This is a genomic window from Halorubrum sp. ARQ200 (genome assembly GCF_005435115.1).
In the GTDB taxonomy this organism is placed as follows: Archaea; Halobacteriota; Halobacteria; order Halobacteriales; family Haloferacaceae; genus Halorubrum; species Halorubrum tropicale.
Genome location: NZ_SGTZ01000003.1, coordinates 23,830 through 41,485, shown reverse-complemented (window position 1 = coordinate 41,485; position 17,656 = coordinate 23,830). Strand labels below are relative to the sequence as shown.

The 17,656-nt window shown below is 72.7% G+C and carries 18 protein-coding genes; 10 read left to right on the top strand and 8 right to left on the bottom strand.

From position 1 onward, the window contains the following. Nucleotides 1–101: 101 nt before the first annotated feature. Both EXE50_RS05610 and ahaH read right to left on the bottom strand, forming a co-directional pair. On the bottom strand, nt 102–2,306 hold the full coding sequence (locus EXE50_RS05610; RefSeq protein ID WP_137704699.1) for a V-type ATP synthase subunit I: 2,205 nt from the start codon (nt 2,304–2,306) through the stop codon (nt 102–104). A gap of 4 nt (nt 2,307–2,310) precedes the next feature. After that, nucleotides 2,311–2,667, bottom strand: coding sequence for an ATP synthase archaeal subunit H (gene ahaH / locus EXE50_RS05605; RefSeq protein ID WP_053772447.1), 357 nt, complete (start codon nt 2,665–2,667; stop codon nt 2,311–2,313). A 177-nt stretch (nt 2,668–2,844) separates the two neighbouring features. Between ahaH and minD the strand changes: the two genes are divergently transcribed. Continuing rightward, complete coding sequence (minD, locus tag EXE50_RS05600) at nt 2,845–4,530, top strand: cell division ATPase MinD (protein WP_137704567.1); 1,686 nt, start codon at nt 2,845–2,847, stop codon at nt 4,528–4,530. A 59-nt stretch (nt 4,531–4,589) separates the two neighbouring features. Here minD and EXE50_RS05595 read toward each other — a convergent pair whose 3' ends face one another. After that, entirely contained in the window at nt 4,590–5,561 is a 972-nt protein-coding gene (locus EXE50_RS05595) for a transcriptional regulator (RefSeq protein WP_053772445.1), read from the bottom strand. A gap of 212 nt (nt 5,562–5,773) precedes the next feature. Between EXE50_RS05595 and EXE50_RS05590 the strand changes: the two genes are divergently transcribed. Next, nucleotides 5,774–7,201: a tRNA(Ile)(2)-agmatinylcytidine synthase gene (locus EXE50_RS05590; protein ID WP_137704566.1), complete on the top strand. Its 1,428-nt coding sequence runs from the start codon at nt 5,774–5,776 to the stop codon at nt 7,199–7,201. Nucleotides 7,202–7,269: 68 nt separating this feature from the next. After that, nucleotides 7,270–7,623: a VOC family protein gene (locus EXE50_RS05585; RefSeq protein ID WP_137704565.1), complete on the top strand. Its 354-nt coding sequence runs from the start codon at nt 7,270–7,272 to the stop codon at nt 7,621–7,623. 29 nt (nt 7,624–7,652) lie between these two features. Here the strand turns inward: EXE50_RS05585 and EXE50_RS05580 are convergent, their stop codons facing one another. Continuing rightward, the gene (locus EXE50_RS05580) at nt 7,653–7,883 is read right to left on the bottom strand and encodes a hypothetical protein (RefSeq protein ID WP_053772442.1); all 231 of its coding nucleotides are present in this window, start codon (nt 7,881–7,883) and stop codon (nt 7,653–7,655) included. Nucleotides 7,884–7,989: 106 nt separating this feature from the next. Next, a complete protein-coding gene (locus EXE50_RS17345) occupies nt 7,990–8,166 on the bottom strand; it encodes a hypothetical protein (protein ID WP_167551916.1) in 177 nt (58 codons plus the stop codon). A 93-nt stretch (nt 8,167–8,259) separates the two neighbouring features. Here EXE50_RS17345 and EXE50_RS05575 point away from each other — a divergent pair, with 93 nt between their 5' ends. Together EXE50_RS05575 and EXE50_RS05570 are read left to right on the top strand one after the other, a co-directional pair. Next, nucleotides 8,260–9,420, top strand: coding sequence for an aminopeptidase P family protein (locus EXE50_RS05575; protein WP_137704564.1), 1,161 nt, complete (start codon nt 8,260–8,262; stop codon nt 9,418–9,420). 301 nt (nt 9,421–9,721) lie between these two features. Further along, nucleotides 9,722–10,021: a DUF5789 family protein gene (locus EXE50_RS05570; protein ID WP_137704563.1), complete on the top strand. Its 300-nt coding sequence runs from the start codon at nt 9,722–9,724 to the stop codon at nt 10,019–10,021. A gap of 449 nt (nt 10,022–10,470) precedes the next feature. On the opposite strand, the gene EXE50_RS05565 is transcribed toward EXE50_RS05570, so the two are convergent. Both EXE50_RS05565 and EXE50_RS05560 read right to left on the bottom strand, forming a co-directional pair. Further along, nucleotides 10,471–11,706 carry a cation:proton antiporter gene (locus EXE50_RS05565; protein WP_137704562.1) on the bottom strand — a complete coding sequence of 412 codons (1,236 nt, stop codon included), beginning with the start codon at nt 11,704–11,706 and terminating at the stop codon, nt 10,471–10,473. An 88-nt stretch (nt 11,707–11,794) separates the two neighbouring features. Further along, on the bottom strand, nt 11,795–12,277 hold the full coding sequence (locus EXE50_RS05560; protein WP_053772438.1) for a cation:proton antiporter regulatory subunit: 483 nt from the start codon (nt 12,275–12,277) through the stop codon (nt 11,795–11,797). Nucleotides 12,278–12,448: 171 nt separating this feature from the next. On the opposite strand from EXE50_RS05560, the gene EXE50_RS05555 reads away from it, so the two are divergent. From EXE50_RS05555 to EXE50_RS05535, 5 genes are all read left to right on the top strand, one after another. Continuing rightward, on the top strand, nt 12,449–12,820 hold the full coding sequence (locus EXE50_RS05555; RefSeq protein WP_137704561.1) for a hypothetical protein: 372 nt from the start codon (nt 12,449–12,451) through the stop codon (nt 12,818–12,820). Nucleotides 12,821–12,856: 36 nt separating this feature from the next. Next, nucleotides 12,857–13,714 carry a hypothetical protein gene (locus EXE50_RS05550; protein WP_053772436.1) on the top strand — a complete coding sequence of 286 codons (858 nt, stop codon included), beginning with the start codon at nt 12,857–12,859 and terminating at the stop codon, nt 13,712–13,714. 80 nt (nt 13,715–13,794) lie between these two features. Next, nucleotides 13,795–15,096, top strand: coding sequence for a ribonuclease R family protein (locus EXE50_RS05545; protein WP_053772435.1), 1,302 nt, complete (start codon nt 13,795–13,797; stop codon nt 15,094–15,096). 40 nt (nt 15,097–15,136) lie between these two features. Further along, the gene (locus tag EXE50_RS05540) at nt 15,137–15,643 is read left to right on the top strand and encodes a hypothetical protein (RefSeq protein ID WP_137704560.1); all 507 of its coding nucleotides are present in this window, start codon (nt 15,137–15,139) and stop codon (nt 15,641–15,643) included. 66 nt (nt 15,644–15,709) lie between these two features. Next, a complete protein-coding gene (locus EXE50_RS05535; RefSeq protein WP_137704559.1) occupies nt 15,710–17,098 on the top strand; it encodes an MmgE/PrpD family protein in 1,389 nt (462 codons plus the stop codon). A gap of 9 nt (nt 17,099–17,107) precedes the next feature. Here the strand turns inward: EXE50_RS05535 and EXE50_RS05530 are convergent, their stop codons facing one another. Then, nucleotides 17,108–17,560 (bottom strand): universal stress protein, encoded by a 453-nt coding sequence (locus EXE50_RS05530; RefSeq protein ID WP_137704558.1) that lies wholly within the window; start codon nt 17,558–17,560, stop codon nt 17,108–17,110. Nucleotides 17,561–17,656: the final 96 nt, after the last annotated feature.

Sequence of the window (17,656 nt, the reverse complement as noted above, 5' to 3'; positions counted from 1 at the left end):
CGGGGAAAGCAGGCGCTATCCGCGTCAGAACCCGACGGGATTGCCGGGTTCGACCGCACGCGAAGCGGCGAGACCGAGCGGCGACCGACGGCAGGGCGTCGTCAGTCGTCGCGGGTGTACTTCCGGTCGCGGCCGAACGGGAGGTACGCGCGGCCGCCGCCCTCGTAGAAGTTCCCGAAGAACTCCACGTACTCGAGGCGGACCGCCTGAATGCCGGCGGACGTGACCCCGAGCAGGAGGACGACGACGTGGCCGACGAGCGCGACGACGATGCCGCCGACGAGCGCGACGATCCCGACGAGGCCGATCGAGGCCGGGTCGAACGCCGTGGTGATCCCCGCGAACACGAGCTCGTAGTCCGCGGTCTCTTGCACCTTTGCGAGGTAGTCCGCGCTGAAGATGAAGTGGAAGCTCCCGTCGCCGCCGTTGTCGATGTAGGCGCCGAACGCGAGCAGGTTGACCGCGAGCGCCATCCCGCCCTTCGCGAGCAGGACGGCCATCAGCCGGGCGTACGAGATGACGTTGACGACCGGCGAGAGGAACTCGGCGAGCTCCGGCGGCTCGCCGATCCCGAGCAGGACGAGTCCGAGCACCGCGGCGGCCGCGCCGGCCCAGCCGACCAGGACCGGGAACCCGCCGAACGAGACGGCGCCGAACGTCAGGACCGAGACGGCCTCGAACAGGAAGTCGGGCTTCGAGTTGGGGAACACCCGGCTGAAGATCCAGATCCACGCGCCGTTGAGGATCAGGAGCCACGAGCCGGCCTCGTAGACGGCGTGTTTCAGGTCGTGCTGCTGGGCGGTGCTCACGAACGAGAGCACGTGACCGACGTTGAGGTGGACGATGCCGAACACCACGCTCACGACGAGGAACGAGAGCCCCCAATCGAGGTCGGCGGGCGAGAGGCCCTTCCCCTCGACCGGCCAGTGGATCCCGAGCAGCTGGTAGGCGTGGTAGCCGAACAGGTCGATACCGTAGTAGATGCCGAACAGTATCGTGAAGCCGCCGGCCCACATCGCGACGGAACCCAGTTCGCGGAACGCGCCGTCGAACTTGGAGTACATGAAGAACCCGATGGCGGCGTAGAGGACGCCGTACCCGACGTCGCCGATCATGAACCCGAACATCGCCGGGAACGTGAGGAAGACGAGGAGCGTCGGGTCGAACTCCGAGTACTTCGGCCGCCCGAACGCCTGAACGAGGAGTTCGAACGGGCCGGCCGCGCTGCCGTTGTCCTGGACGACCGGCGGGTCGTCGGAGCCGTGCGCCGCGTGGCCGCCGTCGGTGGCGACCGCCGTCTCCGCCTCGCGGTCCGCGGCCGCGGCGCTCGCGCCCTCAGCGCCGCCCGACTCGTCGTCGACCGGCTCGGCGTGGTGGTCGCCGTCGGGGGTGAACGAGGCGCGTTCGAGCTCCTCGACCTCGACGTGGTCGCCGACCGCGTCGACGATCGCCGCCTCGAAGTCGGGGTACGTCTCGGTCGGCACCCACCCCTCCGCGACGAAGGCGTTCTCGGTGGTCGCGAACGAGAGCGGCGCCTCCTTCTTCTCGGCCTCGATGGTGAGCTGCTCTTCGGCGCGCAGCAGGAAGCCCGCCGCCTCCTCCTTCACCGATTCGAGCCGGCGCTCGACGCCGGCGAGCTCGTCGCGGAGGTCGGCCTGCTCGGCCTCCAGCTCCGCGACGTACTCCTCAGGGCTGGCGTCGGCGTCCGGCACGTCGAGCAGCGCGATGTCGACGCCGACGAGCGCGTCCTGGACGACGCCCTCGGCGTCGGGATCGGCCGGCCGCGCGACGATGGCGAGCACGTCGCCGCCGACGAACACGTCGAAGACGTCGATCGAGTCGGCGTCGGCGAGCGCGGCCTCGACGGCGTCGGGCTTGGCCTCGCCGACGACGACCTCGACCGAGTCGTAGCCGCGCAGGTACTCGAGGTCGATCCCGAGGTCGGCGAACGGCTCCATCCGGTCGATCTCCTCCTGGCGGTCGCGGATCGCGGCCTGGAGCTCGTCGCGCTCGTCGTTGAGCTGGTTGACCCGCTCGCGGACCCGTTCGAGCTCGGCGACGAGCTCGTCGTCGTCGAGCGACCGGGCGACCTCCGCGTCGTCCTCGTCGACGTCGAGGATGCTCTCGAGCGATCGGACCGTGACGAGGCGCTCGTTGACGGTCTCCGCGCCGTCGAGCGACGTCCCGGGCTCGAACCCCTCGTACCGGTCGTCGTAGTCCGTGACATGCAGGGAGTGGTGGGCGTACGCCGCCTCGATGACGTCGTCGATGACGCGCTTCGAGCCCGTCACCGACACCCGGCTCATCTGCTCAGGCCTGAGCATCCACCGCCTCCTCGGCCTGGTCGTGGACCGCCGCCTCGAACCGTTCTACGGCGTATTCGACGGCCGATTCCACCCGCTTGCGGGCCTCGCGTTCGAGCTCGTCGCGGTCGTCGCGCCCCGATTCGAGGATCTCCTCGCGCCGCTCCTCGATCTCTTCTCGGGCCGCTTCGAGCCGCTCTTGGGCCTCGGCCTCCGCTTCCTCCTCGGCCTCGGCGCGGATCTCGTCCGCGCGCTCTCGAGCTTCGGCGAGGCGCTCCTCGGCGTCCGCTTCCGCGTCAGCGATGATCTCGTCCGCCTCCCGTTCGGCCTCCTTGATCGAGTTGAGCACCTCTGGTCTCGCCATGCTACTAATCGCCTGAATCTCTACAAGCGACGTATAAGGTGTTTGCGAAAGCCCGCGGGGTTGCGCGCCGATTCCGGGGCGATCTCGCCCGGATTCCGGCCGGGACCCGGCCGCGACGGGCGGCAGATCCGCTCGCCGCCGCCTACATTTAAGTAGCAGTCGCCGGACCCTCACCGTATGGCAACGGTGTATGCGGTCGCGTCGGCGAAGGGTGGGGTCGGGAAGACCACCACGACGGCCGCGCTGGCGACGATCTTGGCGGATTCGGGCGCCGACGTCGTCGCGATCGACGCCGACCTCGGCATGGCGAACCTCGCGGGCGTCGTCGGGGTGACGCCCGGCGAGACCACCCTCCACGACGCCCTGGCCGGCGAGGCGGACCCGGAGGACGCGGTCCGCGAGGGGCCGTCCGGCCTCCGGGTCGTCCCGGGGGCGACCGATCTCGACGCGTACGCCGCCGCGGACCCGTCGGGGCTCCGCCGGGTCGTCGAGGCGTTCGACGACGCGGACTACGTGTTCGTCGACGCGGGCGCGGGGCTGTCCCACGACTCCACGCTCCCGCTCGCGATCGCCGACGAGACGCTGCTCGTCTCGACGCCGGAGCGGAGCGCCCTCGGCGACACCGAGAAGACGCGGCAACTGACCGAGCGGCTCGGCGGGACCGTCGTCGGCGCCGCGATCACCCGCGCGACCGACGACGCCGACGAGGTCGTCACCGCCCTCCTCGACGCCCCCGTCCTCGGCCGGGTCCCGGACGACGATGCCGTCGCACGGGCCGCGGCGGCGAACCGCCCGCTGCTGGCCGTCGCGCCCGACGCACGGGCGATGCGCGCGTACCGCGACCTGGCCCGAGCGCTGACCGGCGCGGACGTGGAGGGGGCCGGGCTCGACGAGCCCGCGGCCGAGGCGGCCGCCGGCGCGAGCGGAGTCGAAGCCGAGGGCGAGTCCGACGGCGACGGCGAACCGGCGAAACCGCAGGAATCCGAGGACGAGACCGGGGAGGAACGGCCGGACGCGACAGACGACGACGCGGTGATCGTCGACGACGACCCGGACGAGGACGGAAACGGAGGCGGCGGAGAGGAAGACGAGGCGGAGGGCGGCGAAGCGGCGGACGACGGCGACCCGGACGACGGCGACCGGGAGGACGAGGACATCATCGTCGCGGACCCCGACGCGGCCGGCGTGGCGGAGCCGGGCGACGGCGACGACATCATCGTCGCGAGCGAGAGCGAAGCGGCGGGGGACATCGCGGACGACGACACCGACGAAGACGGCGACGACGACACGGGTGACGGCGGGAGCGAGGGCTCCGACGATGACGGAGGCGAGACGACCGACGAGGGAACACCCGACGACGGCGACGAGCCGGAGGAGTCCGTCGACGAGGGCGACGGGGCGGCTCGCGAGGGCACCGACGCCGACCAAGAGGCGACCGAGAGCGACGAGGCCGGCGGACCCGACACCGGCGACGAGTCCGTGAGCGGCGGGAGAGCGGCCGCCGAGCTCGAGGCCACCGGCCCCGAGGCCGCGACGGACGAGGAGTCGGACGCGATCCCCGACGCGGGCGAGACGGCGCACGGGGCGACCGCCGAGCGCGACGCCGGCGGCGACGGGCCCGAGGGCGGTTCGGGCGCCGACTCGGAGACGGACGACGACATCGACGACGAACTCGCGGGCAGCATCCCGTTCCGCGACGACGACACCGGGACGATGAACACCGTGCTGTCCGAGGAGGACGACGAGAGCGAGGCGGACGACGGGGACGGCTCGGCGGACGCGGACGCCGAGACGGAGTCGACCGCGGACGCCGACGACGAGGAGGAGGACGGCGGCTTCTTCAGTCGGTTACTCGGCCGGTGAGGGCGGAAGCTCGCCGGCGGGAGTGAGACGGGAGAATCGGGTGGGGCGCGGCGGTCCGGTCAGGCCTCGGAGGGGGCGCGGGCGCGGTCGCGGATCAGCTCGCGGATCTCCTCGGGGTCGGTGACCTCGGCGAGCTCCTCGCAGGAGACGAGGGCGGTGCCGTCGACCGACTCGCGCTTCTCGTCCTCCTCCGTGAAGTACACCGAGCGGGTCCGGGCAACCTCGCCGATGGAGGACATGATCCGGGCGCGCTTCTCGGCCGCGGCGGTGAACGCCGAGTGGCCGGTGAGCACGCGCGTCGTCGGGCTGTCCTCGTCCTCCGAGACGGCCTTGAACGGGGCGCGGGCGGTCGGGTGGACGGTGAAGCCCGCGCTCGTGAGCACGTGGAGGACGTGCTCGTCGTCGGGGTCCGCCTCGGGCGCGGAGGGGGTGGGCTCCGAGTCGCGGACCTCGTCCGCGCCGTCGAGCACGTCCACCGGGCTGGAGAACGGCTGGTCGAACAGCTCCTCCAGCTGGATCGCCACCTCGATGGAGGCGTTCATCCCGTCCTCGTACTTCGAGACGGTGCGCCGGGAGACGCCCAGCTCGTTCGCGAGCCGGCCGAGCGACCACCCGCGCTCCTCGCGCTCGTCGGCCAGCAGGTCGCCGTCGAGGCTGACGTACAGGCCGCCGGGGGCGGCGTAGATGAGCGGCGGCATCCCCTCGACGAACAGGTCGTAGGCGGTGTCGGGGTTGATCACCGGCACGCCGTGTCGGAAGTAGACGACGCCGGGCTTCAGCTCCTCGTCGCGGGTGCGGATCCCGATCACCATCGGCGTCCCCCTGAGGTACTCGCCGAGCCGGCGCATCTCCGCGCCGGTCTCCGCGTCGAGCGCGTCGACGTTGCCGAGGATCTTCAACAGGAGGAGGTCCTCGTCGCGGCGGGCCGCCACGTCGAAGCTCTTGGGCCGGACCGCACACCGGTCGCTGACGAGGAACCCTGCGTCCTCCAGCATCGCGGTGACGTTCCCGATGAGCGCAGTCCGGGACATAGCCGGAACAAGCGTCTCGCCGTATATATGCGTTGTGTCGTCGGTGTAGCGACGAAACTGCCGCCCGCCTGCGATTTCCGCCGTTCGAGGCGGGAAACGGTTAAATACTCGACCGGCCGCGAAACGCGGTCGGCGAACCCCGGAGTTCCGTTCTGCGGTCGGCGGGGGCCGGCCTCGAAAGGGGCTTGACGCGCCGCCGCGAACGCGGGCACATGCCGATCGTCGCCGTCGACGACACCGACTCCCGCGAGCGCGGGATGTGCACGACGTACGTGGCGACGCGGATCGCGGCGCGGCTCGCGGACGGCGACGCCCGAGTTCGGCGGCGCCTCCTCGTCCGCCTGAACCCGGCGGTGAAACACAAGACGCGCGGGAACGCCGCGGTCGCGCTCCACGTCTCCGGGGTCGACGCGGAGCGGGCCGCGACGGTCGCGGTCGAGACGGTCGAGGAGTTCGCGGCGGCGGCGGACCCGCGGACCTCTCCCGGCGTCGTCGTCGCCGACCGCGACGCAGACGGCGACCCCTTCGACCCGACCGGCGCGCCGATCCCCGAGGCGGTCGCCGCGTTCGCGCGGCGCGCGCTCCGCGAGCGGCTCTCCGTCGCGGAGGCGGTCGAGACCGCGGAGGAACACGGGTTCCGACACGCCGCGGTCGGCCCGGCCGGCGGGGCGGACGGAGCGGACGAGGCCGTCGCGGGGCGGGGGCGGATCGGCGCGCTCGCGGCGGTGGGCGCGCCGGCCGTGTTCGACGACTGGACGTTCGAGCGCATCTCTTACCGCGAGCTCGATCGCTGCGGGACGCCCCGCGAGGTCGACGCCGAGAGCGTCTTCGACGCCGCGGCGGCGGGGTACCCGACGGTCTGGGACACCGTCGACCGCGAGACCGGCGCGGCGGTCTGCGTCCCGAACGCCCCCGGCCCGATCCTCCACGGGATCCGCGGCGACGACCCGGCCGCGTGCCGCGCGGTCGCGGAGAGGATCGAGGGCGAGCCGGTCGAGCGCGCGGCGACGTTCCTGACGAACCAGGGGACGGACGCCCACCTCGCGCCCGGCCGGATCGGCGACCTCCGCGACGGCGCCGGCTACCGGATCGCCGGGACGGTCGCGGGCGAGCCGGAGACGAGACGGGGGGGACACGTCCACGTCGACGTCGCGGGCGACCGCGCCGCGGTCGCCGTCGACGGTGCGTCCGGCGCCGAGGACGGGAGCGACGCGGAGAACGGGGCCGACGCCGACCGGCTCCGCGCCGTAGCGTTCGCGCCCACGGGTCGGTTCCGCGACCGGGTGCGCGCGCTCCGGCCCGGCGACCGGGTCACCCTCTGCGGCGAGCACGAGGTGCGGCCGGACGCGGCGGGGCCCGAGAGCACCCTGAAACTGGAGAAGTTCGCCGTCCGCGACCTCGTCCGGACCGCGCCCGCGGTCCCGACCTGCCCCGACTGCGGACGGTCGATGTCGTCGGCGGGGAGCGGACAGGGGTACCGGTGTCGCGACTGCGGGACGAGCGCGCCGGGGAAGGTCGCGGAGCCGATCGAGCGCGACCTCGAACCGGGGTGGTACGAGGTGCCGCCGAGCGCGCGCCGCCACGTCGCGAAGCCGCTCGTCCGCGGGGGGTTCGACGCGCCCGCGCACCCGGAGCGGTGAGGTCGCGTCCGGCGACGTCGACCGCGTCGCCCGGAGCGATGAAGTGATCGCCGCCCGAGCGAACGGACGTGACCGGAATCGTCTTCCACGCGACGGAGCGGCGCGAGGCGGTCGTCGAGTTCTACCGCGAGCGGCTGAACGCGACCGTGCGGCTCGAACAGCCCGACTGTACGATCCTGGCGTTCGACGGGTTCCTGTTCGGGTTCTGCGAGCGCGACGCGGCCGACGACGGCGGCATCCTCACCTTCGTCTACCCGGACCGCGACGGGGTCGACGCCGCGAGCGAGCGGCTCGGCGACGCGGTGGTGACGGAACCGCGAGAGAACGAGACGTACGACATCTACCAGTGTTTCGCCGAGGACCCCGAAGGGCGGACCGTCGAGTGTCAGGTCTTCCTCGACGAGGGCGTCGACATCGAGTAGGTGCCCGCGCTGCGCGTCGGAGGCACGCCCTACCCGTCGAGGTCGCGCTCCTCGCGCCACGCCGCCGCCCGCTCCTCGGCCGCGTCCCGGCCGTCGAACCGCTCGCGCTCGTAGGCCGACTCGTCGGTCGCCTGTTCCATCACGTCGAGGCGGACGACGAAGCCGCCGGCCGAGCGCTCGCGGAGCCTGACGGTCGCGTACCCGTCCGATCGCTCCCACTCGGTGACCGTGCCGTCGTCGCGCTCCAGCGACCAGCTCATACCCGGGCGGACGCGCCCCGCGGCTAAAGCGGTGCGGTTCCGCGGCGGCCGAGCGCGCACCGTCCGCCGGCCGGCGGTCCGGGTCCGGCACCCGGCGTCGGTGAGGTCAGTCGCCCGTGCTCGGCGACCGACCGGCGCTCGGCGACCGACCGGCGCTCGGCGACGCGGCGTACCCGCACACCGGACAGAGGACGTAGCCGAGCGAGTCGTACGGCACCGACGTCGAGGGGGCGCTCACGTCGCACTCCGGGCAGTCGAAGGTCGCAGCGTTCTCGGTCGACATGCTATCACATAGCGACCGATCCGGCGTAGTTATGCGCCGCTTGTTGTCACCGCAAGGCCACCCTACTTATATACCGAGGCCGAACCCCGGCCCGTGACCGACGACGCACACGCGGACCGGTCGGGAGGGGAGCGACCGGCCGACCCGCACGAGCGGCGGCGCGAACTGGCGGCGCAGCGGCTGGACGAGGCCGGCGCGGCGGGGCTGGTCGCGTTCCCGAGCCGCAACCTCCAGTACCTCACCGGCTTCGCCGAGGAGCCGGGCGAGCGGCACTTCTTCCTCGTCGTGCCGGCGGCGAGCGCGGCCGACCCGGAGCCGGCGCTGCTCGCCCCGGCGCTGTACGAGACGCAGGTCCGGGAGGCGACGACCGTCGGGGAGGTCCGGACGTGGAGCGACGGCGACGACCCGGTCGCGGCGACGCGCGAGCTGCTCGCCGACCGCGGGCTCGACTCGGGGCGGCTCCTCGTCGACGACACGATGTGGGCGCGGTTCACGCAGGACCTCCGCGCGGCGGCACCGGACGCCGAGTGGGGGCTCGCGAGCGAGGCGCTCGGCGACCTCCGGGTGCGGAAGAACGAGGCGGAACTGGCGGCCCTCCGCGAGGCGGCCGCGGTCGCGGACGCGGTCGTCGGCGACCTCCGCGACCTGGGCGCCGACGCGGTCGGGATGACGGAGGCGGCGCTCGCCGACTGGATCGTGGACCGGCTGACCGAGCGCGGCGGGCGCGGGGTCAGCTTCGAGACGGTCGTCGGGGCGGGCGAGAACGGCGCGAGGCCCCACCACGGCCACGGCGACCGCGAGATCCGGGCGGGCGAGCCGGTCGTCTTGGACTTCGGGACGCGCGTCGACGGCTACCCGTCGGACCAGACGCGGACGCTCGCCTTCGGCGGCGAGCCGAGCGAGGCGTACCGCGAGGTCCACGAGGTCGTGCGCGAGGCGCAGGCGGCCGGCGTCGAGGCGGTCGGGCCGGGCGTCCCCGCGTCGGCCGTCGACCGCGCCGCGCGCGAGGTCATCGAGGCGGCCGGGTACGGCGACGCGTTCGTCCACCGGACCGGCCACGGCGTGGGCCTGGACGTCCACGAGGAGCCGTACCTCGTCGCGGGCAACGACCGCCCGCTGGAGCCGGGGATGGTCTGCTCCGTCGAGCCCGGGATCTACCTCGACGAGCGGTTCGGCTGTCGGATCGAGGACCTCGTGGTCGTCACCGAAGACGGCTGCGAGCGCCTGAACCGGACCGACCGCGGGTGGGAGTGACCGGCGGCGAGGCGAGCCGCGAGACCGGCGACGCGTGGCCGTGGCCGTCGCCGAGGGCGCCGCGCCGCTCGGCGCCGGTGTAGTGAACGGAAAGGGCGGAGACCGGCGTGCCGGCGTTCGACACGCGAGTACGGGAGTCGTGTGCCGTGCCCCCAACCGGTAAATGTAGCCGGATGATATAACAGTATTACCGAATTATTCCGGGTGTATTCTCCAAGTCGGACCGAGCGGGCGGGGATCGCCCCGCGAGCGACCGGACGGCATCGAAACCATTAGTGTCGCCCGAGCGGAACCGCGGGGCATGAGCGACACCGATGCGGACGAGGACGAAGAGGCGGAAGCGGCGCCGGCCGTCGGACTCGGCGACGGGCCGGACGTGGCCGGCGAGCCGGTCGCCCGCGTCGCGTCGCGGCTCACGTGGCCCGCGACGCGCAGCGACGTCCGCGAACAGGAGGGCGACGCCGAGATCCGGACGCCCGACGGCCCGCAGACGCTCGACGACGTGCTCGCGGACTCGGAGGTGCCCCTCTTCGAGAGCCGGAGCGACTTCCTCCAAGCGGTCGAGGACGTCGTCGGCCGCGGCCCGGTCGCGACCGAGTAAGCGCCGAGGGCGGCGACCCCGTTTCTACGAGACCGCCGAGACGACAAGAGATGTCTGCTCCCTGGCGGTGGCGCGTGCCGACGAGCGCCCGACAGGGCGCGAGTCGCACGCGCGAGGGACGCGGTGAGCGACGGGCGACCGAAGGGAACCCGGAGCGAACCGCGAGGCTGGGGAGGCGCGAGGTGCCGTGCAGTCGCGGTCGGGTGGGAATCAAAGGGGCAGCGGTGAGGCGGGCGCAGGCGTTCACGAGAGCGAAGCTCTCGTGAGCCAATCAGAACGCGTTGCGTTCTGGTGACGACGTAAGGACCGCAGGGAGGAGAGCGAGCGAAGCGAGCGACCGACTGAGGACCGCGGCGAGCGTGCGCCCGCCTCACCGCTGGGGCTTTGGCAGTGTTCGTCACCGGTCCGTAGTCGCTACCAGGCAAACGAGGAGCTGCGTCGCCGAAGTCCTATCCGCTCGCCCCACTGCCGTCCGATACGTCCCGATCCAGCCACGAGGTCGCGAGCGACTCGAACGGCGCCGAGTGGCTCATCAGCGTCGTCCCGAGCACCGCCATCACGAGGACGTAGGCGACCGCGAACGCGTTGATCGTCGCCGCGAGCGCCGGATCGAACGAGCCGGCCTCCGCGCCGGAGACCGCGACGGTCGCGATGATGAGCGAGAACTCGCCGCGGGTGGTCATCCCGAGTCCGACGCGCGTCGAGCGCCGGGCGTCGAGGTCGAACGCGCGCCCCGCGAAGTAGCCGGTGACGGCCTTCGTCGGCGTGGTCACGACGACCGCGAGGGCGACGAGCGCCGCCACGTCGGCGAACAGCGCGGGGTCGGTGACGAGCCCGATCCAGAAGAAGAACACCGCGGCGAACACGTCGCGGACCGGCTCCAGGATCGTCTCGATGTCGTGGACCCGTCCGGTCGCGGAGAACGCCATCCCGACGAAGAACGCCGCGACCGCCTCGCTGACGCCGAGCGTGAGCGCCGCGCCGGCGACGAACACGACCGCGGCGACGGCCCGGAGCGCGACGAACTCCATGTTGTCCGTCGCCACCAGCCGGTCGAACGCCGGCGTGCCGAAGCGGACGGCGGCGAGTAACACGAGGATGAACCCGACCGCGATCCCGACGTCCGCGGCGGCCGCGGCGACGTCGCCGCCGCCGAGCACGAGGGCGGACGCGACCGCGAGGTACACCGCGATGAACAGGTCCTCGTAGACGAGGGTGCCGAGCAGCGGCTCCGCCTCGTCGTTGGCGATCCAGCCGAGGTCGATGAGCGACTTCGTGATCACCGCCGACGAGGAGATGTAGACGATCCCCGCGATCAGGAACGCCGGGAGGAACGCCCCGAAGACGAGCCACCCGAGGACGAGCCCGACCCCGAAGTTCGCGAGGTCGATCGTCCCGGCCGTCCCGATCGGGCCCCGCCGGGCGAGCAGCCGGTCGAGGTTGAACTCCAGGCCGAGGAAGAACAGCAGGAAGACGATCCCCAGCTCCGCGCCGAGGGAGATGAACTCCGTCTCGGGGACGTAGGCGGTCCCGACGACCGGGAGCGAGAGCCGTCCGAGGACGTACTGCCCGAGGAGCGTCCCGACGAGGATGTACGCGGGGATCACGGACTGGCCGAGGCGGCTCGCGACCGCGCCGGCGGCCGCGACCGCGACGAACATGACGCCGACGTCGAGCAGCGCCACTACCGCTCACCCCGAGCGCCGACGGACGCGGTCTCCGGACCGCACGGAGCGGCCGCGGCGCCGAGGGGCGACGCGCCGAATCGACCGGTCATTCGGTGAGTATCTCTTCGAACGCCTCGCAGTTCTCCGGCGTGCCGACCCCGATCAGGGTGTCGCCCTCGCGGAGGGTGGTGTCGGCGCCCGGGCTGTCGAGCACCTCGTCGTCGCGCTGGATGGCGACGACCGCGAGCCCGGTTCGGTTGCCGATGTCGGCGCTCTCCAGCGTCTCCCCGACGAGCGGCGAGCCCGGTGGCAGCTCGTACCACTCCAGGAGGATACCGCCCGGCAGCGTCGTCTCCTGGGTCTCGGGCTCGACGGGCTGGAAGTACGCCCCCTCGATGATCGAGCCGATCGTGCGCGCGAGGTCGTCGGAGAACTCGAACGCCTTCTCCGAGTCGGCGTCCGGGTCGGTGCGCCGGAACACTTCGCGTTTACCCGTGTTGTGGATGACGACGACCATCTCCTCGCCGCCGCCCAGCTCGATCTCGAACTTCTTCCCGACCCCGGGGAGGTCGGACTCGGTGATCGTCATACGGAGCACAGAGAGCCCACCGTAATATGTCTGTACGTCGCCGGGCGAGGGGGACGAGTCCGGTCGACGCGTCGCCCGCTACGGGCCGTCCGAGTCCCGGCGGGCGCCCGCGTCGGACGCGCGTCGGTCGTCGCACCAAACGCTAAGTGGACCGGGTCCGAGGGGACGGGTATGTGGGGCTCCCGCGGGAGTCGGGACCGGCGGACGGTCGTGTGTATCGCGTGCGGCGACTCGGTGCTGCGGGAGGACGCGCGCGAGTACGACAAGGAGGGCGACCGCTGGAGCCGGCGCGACAAGGAGTTCGAGTACCTCTGTGTCGATTGCGACGACGAGATCTGCCACCAGCCGCGCGACGGGCTCGAATCGCTGCTCCGGTCGATCGAGGCGGACGGGCTCAGCGACGAGGAGTTCCTGGGCCGCTACGTCGACGCGGTGGCGGACGACGGCGGCCGGAGCGGCGAGGGCGACGCGGGCGCCCGGTCGGAGCGGTCGCGGTCGGACCGCACGCGCTCCGACCGCGACCGCTCCGACCGCGACCGGTAGTTCTACCAGGCGCGGATCAGTACCCCGACGGTAGGTATGTGTGCCCTCCACGCAGCGGCCGCGACGCCGGTTCCGGCAGCCGTCGACTCCCTCGATTCGGTCCCGACCGCCGTCGGCGCGGTCGACCCCGTCCCGACCGCCATCGGCGCCGTCGCGCTGGTTCTCGGACTCGTGTTCCTCGCGCGCGGCGCGAGCGGCGCCCGCGACGCGGCCCGGGTCTTCAGAGCGACGCCGACCGACCCGGCCGGACTCGACGGCGCGGAGCGGGAGATGCGAGTCACCGGCCGCGCCGCCGCGGTCGACGACGAGACGCTGCCGGCGCCGTTCGGCGGCGACCCGTGCCTCTGCGTCGAGTACGACGTGTCCGAGCTCCGCAGCCAGGGGAAGGGGCAGTCGTGGGTGACGATCGACGGGGGCGAGGCCGGCGTCCCCTTCCGCGTCGACGCCGGCGGGACCGGCGTCCGCGTCGACCCCGCGGCGGCGACGTTCTCGCTCGACGTCGACGAGAAGGTCGAGGTCGACGCCGGCGAGGAGCCCCCCGAGCGCGTCCGGGGCTTCATCGAGGCGGTCGACGGGGTCGACGACACGGAGACAGGGTACGAGGTCGGCCCGCTCACGATCGGCGACGACCCGCGGCGGCGGTACGTCCAGCGGACGCTCCGCCCGGGCGACGAGGTGACGGTCGTCGGCGACGCCGCGGCGTTCCCGGACGCGCCGGTCGGCGAGGTGAAGTCGCGGGTCGCGGACGGCGCGCCGTTCGTCGTCTCGGACGCGACCGCGCGCCGGACCGCGATCCGACTGGTCGGCGCGTCGGCGGTCCCGGTCGTCCTCGGCGCGGTCGCGCTCGCGGTGGCGGGGGCGACGCTGGCGCCGCTGCTCGCGGCGGCCGTCTGAGCTCCGACGCTCGGGCGGGCGCCGCGCGCCGCCTCACGCCGCCCGACAGGCCTTTCTAACGCACCCGCGTTGGTGGAGGTATGTCAGACGACGAGCCGAAGCCGGGGTCCGCCGAGGACCAAGGCCCCGTGACGATCACGCCGGCGCTCGCGGACCGACTCGCGGAGAAGCGCGAGGAGCTGTTCGAGGAGTTCGGGATCCGCGACGAGTTCCCGAGCGAGGTCCTCCGCGAGGCCGAGGCCCGGACCGAGGGCGTCTACGAGGAGATCGAGGCCGAGATCGACGAGCGCGAGGACCTCCGCGACCTCACCACGTGGACCACCGACCCGGTCGACGCGCAGGACTTCGACGACGCCATCTCCATCGAGCGCGAGGACGGGGCCTACCGGCTGTGGGTCCACATCGCCGACGTGACCCACTACGTCACGCCCGACACCGCGATGTGGGAGGAGGCGGTCGAGCGCGCCAATACCGTCTACCTGCCCGACTACACGATTCACATGCTCCCGCCGGTGCTGGCCGAGACCGTCTGCTCGCTCGTCCCGAACGAGGACCGGCTCGCCCACACCGTGGAGATGGAGATCGACGAGGAGACCCTCTCCTTCGAGGACATCGACATTTACAAGTCCGTCATCAACTCCGACGAGCGGCTCACCTACAAGGAGTGCGAGAACCGGCTCGACGACCCCGACCTCCCCCTGAGCGAGGAGAACCAGCTCGCCTTCGAGCTCGCCGACCGGATGCACGAGCAGCGCAAGGAGGACGGCTCGCTCGTCTTGAACCCTCGCCGCGACCGCGCGCACACTATCATCGAGGAGTCGATGCTGAAGGCGAACAAGGCGGTGACGCACACGCTGATGTGGGACCGCGGCGTCGAGGCGATGTACCGCGTCCACCCGCAGCCGACCCCGGACCAGTGGAACGAGGCGCTCAAGGAGATCCAGGAGCTCGACGGCGTCTCGATCCCCGGGAAGGCGTGGGGCGACGACCCGCGGAAGGCGGTCAACGCCGCCTTGGAGGAGTCGCCGGAGCGCCAGCTCAACAAGATCCAGCGCGCCGTGCTGAAGGTGATGCCTCGGGCGAAGTACATGAACGACCCGTTCGGCGGTCACCACGCGCTCAACTTCGACATTTACGGCCACTTCACCTCGCCCATTAGGCGGCTCTCCGACACGATCAACCACTGGATCGTCCACGAGAACGACGTGCCCGAGACCCTCGTCGAGCTGTGCGACCACGCCAGCGACAAGCAGAAAGACGGCGAGACCGCCGAGCGCCTCTACAAGCAGTTCCTCCAGGAGCAGGGGCTCGATCCCTACGCGGTCAACAACCGCGGCGTCGAGGTCGTCGAGGACGCCGACGAGGCGAAGCACACCGCCTGAGCGGCGAGAGATATAGGCCCGTGCGGCCGCAAGGTGTGGTATGGACGCCCACGACCACGGCGACGCGGACCGGCACGCGAAGGACCCGCTCGAACCGACCGGCGACCCCGAACGCGACGCGGAGCGCGCGGCGACGGTCGGCGGGTTCACCGGGGCCGTCCTCGGGGCCCGCGGCGGCCCGATCGGCGCCGGCATCGGCGCCTTCCTCGGCGGCTCGACCGGCTACGCGGTCGGATACGCCCTGAGCGAACTACAGTCGGCGGACCGCGACGAGTTCGGTGACGACGGCGACGCGGACGGCCACGAGGCGACGGAGTCCGAATCGGACCCGACCGACGACGGACCCGTGACGATCGACGTCGAATCCGAGGGCGAGGCCGACGGCGACGACGACCCCGGCGCGCACGCTCACGAGGGCGACGGCGGGGAGAGCGACGACCACGGGAGCGACGGTAACCACGAAGAAGAGGTCGCAGGCGGGGCGGAAGATGCCGACCACGAGGGCGGAGTCGCCGACGACGAGGGAGACGACGACCGCGACGACTAACCGCCGTGCGCGGCGCGCGGCTGCCGCGGAGCGAACCTTGATTGCCGGCGGCGACGACCCGCTGCCATGGTAACCCAGCGCATCGTTGACCACTGCCTGTCGGTCGACGCCGACCGGCCGGACCTCCCGGCGCACCTCCTCGACTGGTTCGCGGTCGCGATCGGCGGCGCGACCCACGCCGACTCCACCCCGGCGATCCGCGACGGGGTCCGGAAGATCGCGGGGCCGACGCCCGACCCCGAGAACGACGTCGCCGCGACGGTCCTCCCGAGCGGCGAGCGGCTGACCCCGGCCGACGCGGCGCTAGCGAACGGGGCGCTTGCGCACAGCCTCGACTTCGACGACACCCACCTCGCCTCCTCGCTCCATCCGGGCGCGCCGGTGATCGCGGCCGCGCTCGCGGCGGCCGAGGGAGAGGGCCCGGAGACGCCCGCGGACCGGTTCCGCGCGGGCGTCGCGGCCGGCTACGACGTGGCGTGTACCGTCGGCGAGGCGGTCGGGCCGGACGCCCACTACGACCGCGGCTTCCACGTCACCGCGACCTGCGGGACGTTCGGGGCCGTCGCGGCGGCGGGCGTGGTCCGTGGCCTTGACGCCCGCGAACTTCGGGACGCCTTCGGGATCGCGGGGAGCCAGGCGGCCGGCTCGCTCCAGTTCCTCGCGAACGGCGCGTGGAACAAGCGGCTCCACGCCGGCCTCGCGGCGCGCCGCGGCATCGAGGCGACCGACCTCGCGGCCGCCGGGGTGGTCGGCGCGGCCGACCCGCTCGACGGCGAGCACGGCTTCTTGTCCGGCTACTCCGACGAGCCGAACCCCGCCGCCGTCGACCGGATCGGCGAGCACGACGCGGTCGCGGAGACGGGCCGCAAGCCGTACCCCTGCTGTCGCTACCTCCACGCCGCGATCGACGGGCTCCGGGAGATCGCCCCCGCGGTCGACCCCGACGCGGTCGAGGGGATCGAGATAGCGATCCCGAGCGCGGGCGTCCGGCTCACGGGCGAGCCGATCGCGGCGAAGCGGCGCCCAGAGGGGTTCGTCGACTGCCAGTTCTCCGCGCCGTTCGCCGCCGCCGTGACGCTGACCGAGGGGACCGCCGACGCCGAGGCGTTCCTGCGCGCGGTCGGGCGCCTCGACGGCCCGCCGCGGTGGGACGACCCCGCGGTCCGTCGGCTGATGGGCGCGACGAGCGTGGAGACCGACCCGGCGATCGAGGCGCGGTTCCCCGAGGAGTGGGGCGCGCGGGTGACCGTGACCGCCGGCGGCGAGACGCGCGAGGCGTCGGTGCGCGTCCCGCTCGGCGAGCCGGAGAAGCCGATGTCGGCCGCGGAGACGGAGGCGAAGGCGGCGGGGCTGCTCGCGGGCAGCGGCGTCGACGCCGACCGCCTCGCGGCCGTCGTCGAGTCGCTCCCCGAGCGGTCCGTCGCGGACCTCGTCGACGCGGCGACGGCGGAGTGAGGGGGCGTCTCAGTCCTCGGCGGACGGCTTGCCGACGATTACCGGTCGGTCCGCGTTGAGGATGACGGACTGGCTGACGCTGCCGAACAGCGCCTTCCCGACCGGGGAGCGCTCGCGCATCCCGAGCACGATCGAGTCGACGTCGCGGTCGGCCGCGACCGCGAGGATCGCGTCCGCGGCGTCGCCGACGTGGAGCGCCCGATCGTGGGAGATTCCGAGCTCGTCGAGCCGGGCCTCGACGGCCTCCAGCGAGTCGGGGATCCCGCGGAGGTCCTCGATCGACTCGTTGATCTCGTCGATGACCGACGAGCCCGCCTCGTCGGCGGGCGCGTCGACGGACTCGTACACGTGCAACAGCGTGACCTCGATCTCCGCGGCCTCGGCCGGGAGCGATTCGAGGATGTCGACCTGCGAGAGCGCGCGGTCCGTCTCGATGTCGACGGGCAACAGGACGTGGTACATGCGACTGGGTTGAACGCCGCCCTTGTTAAATACCCCCGCCGGATCCGAGGACCCGCGAACGCCGCGTCCTCGGCGAGTCAGTCGGGGATGAGGCGA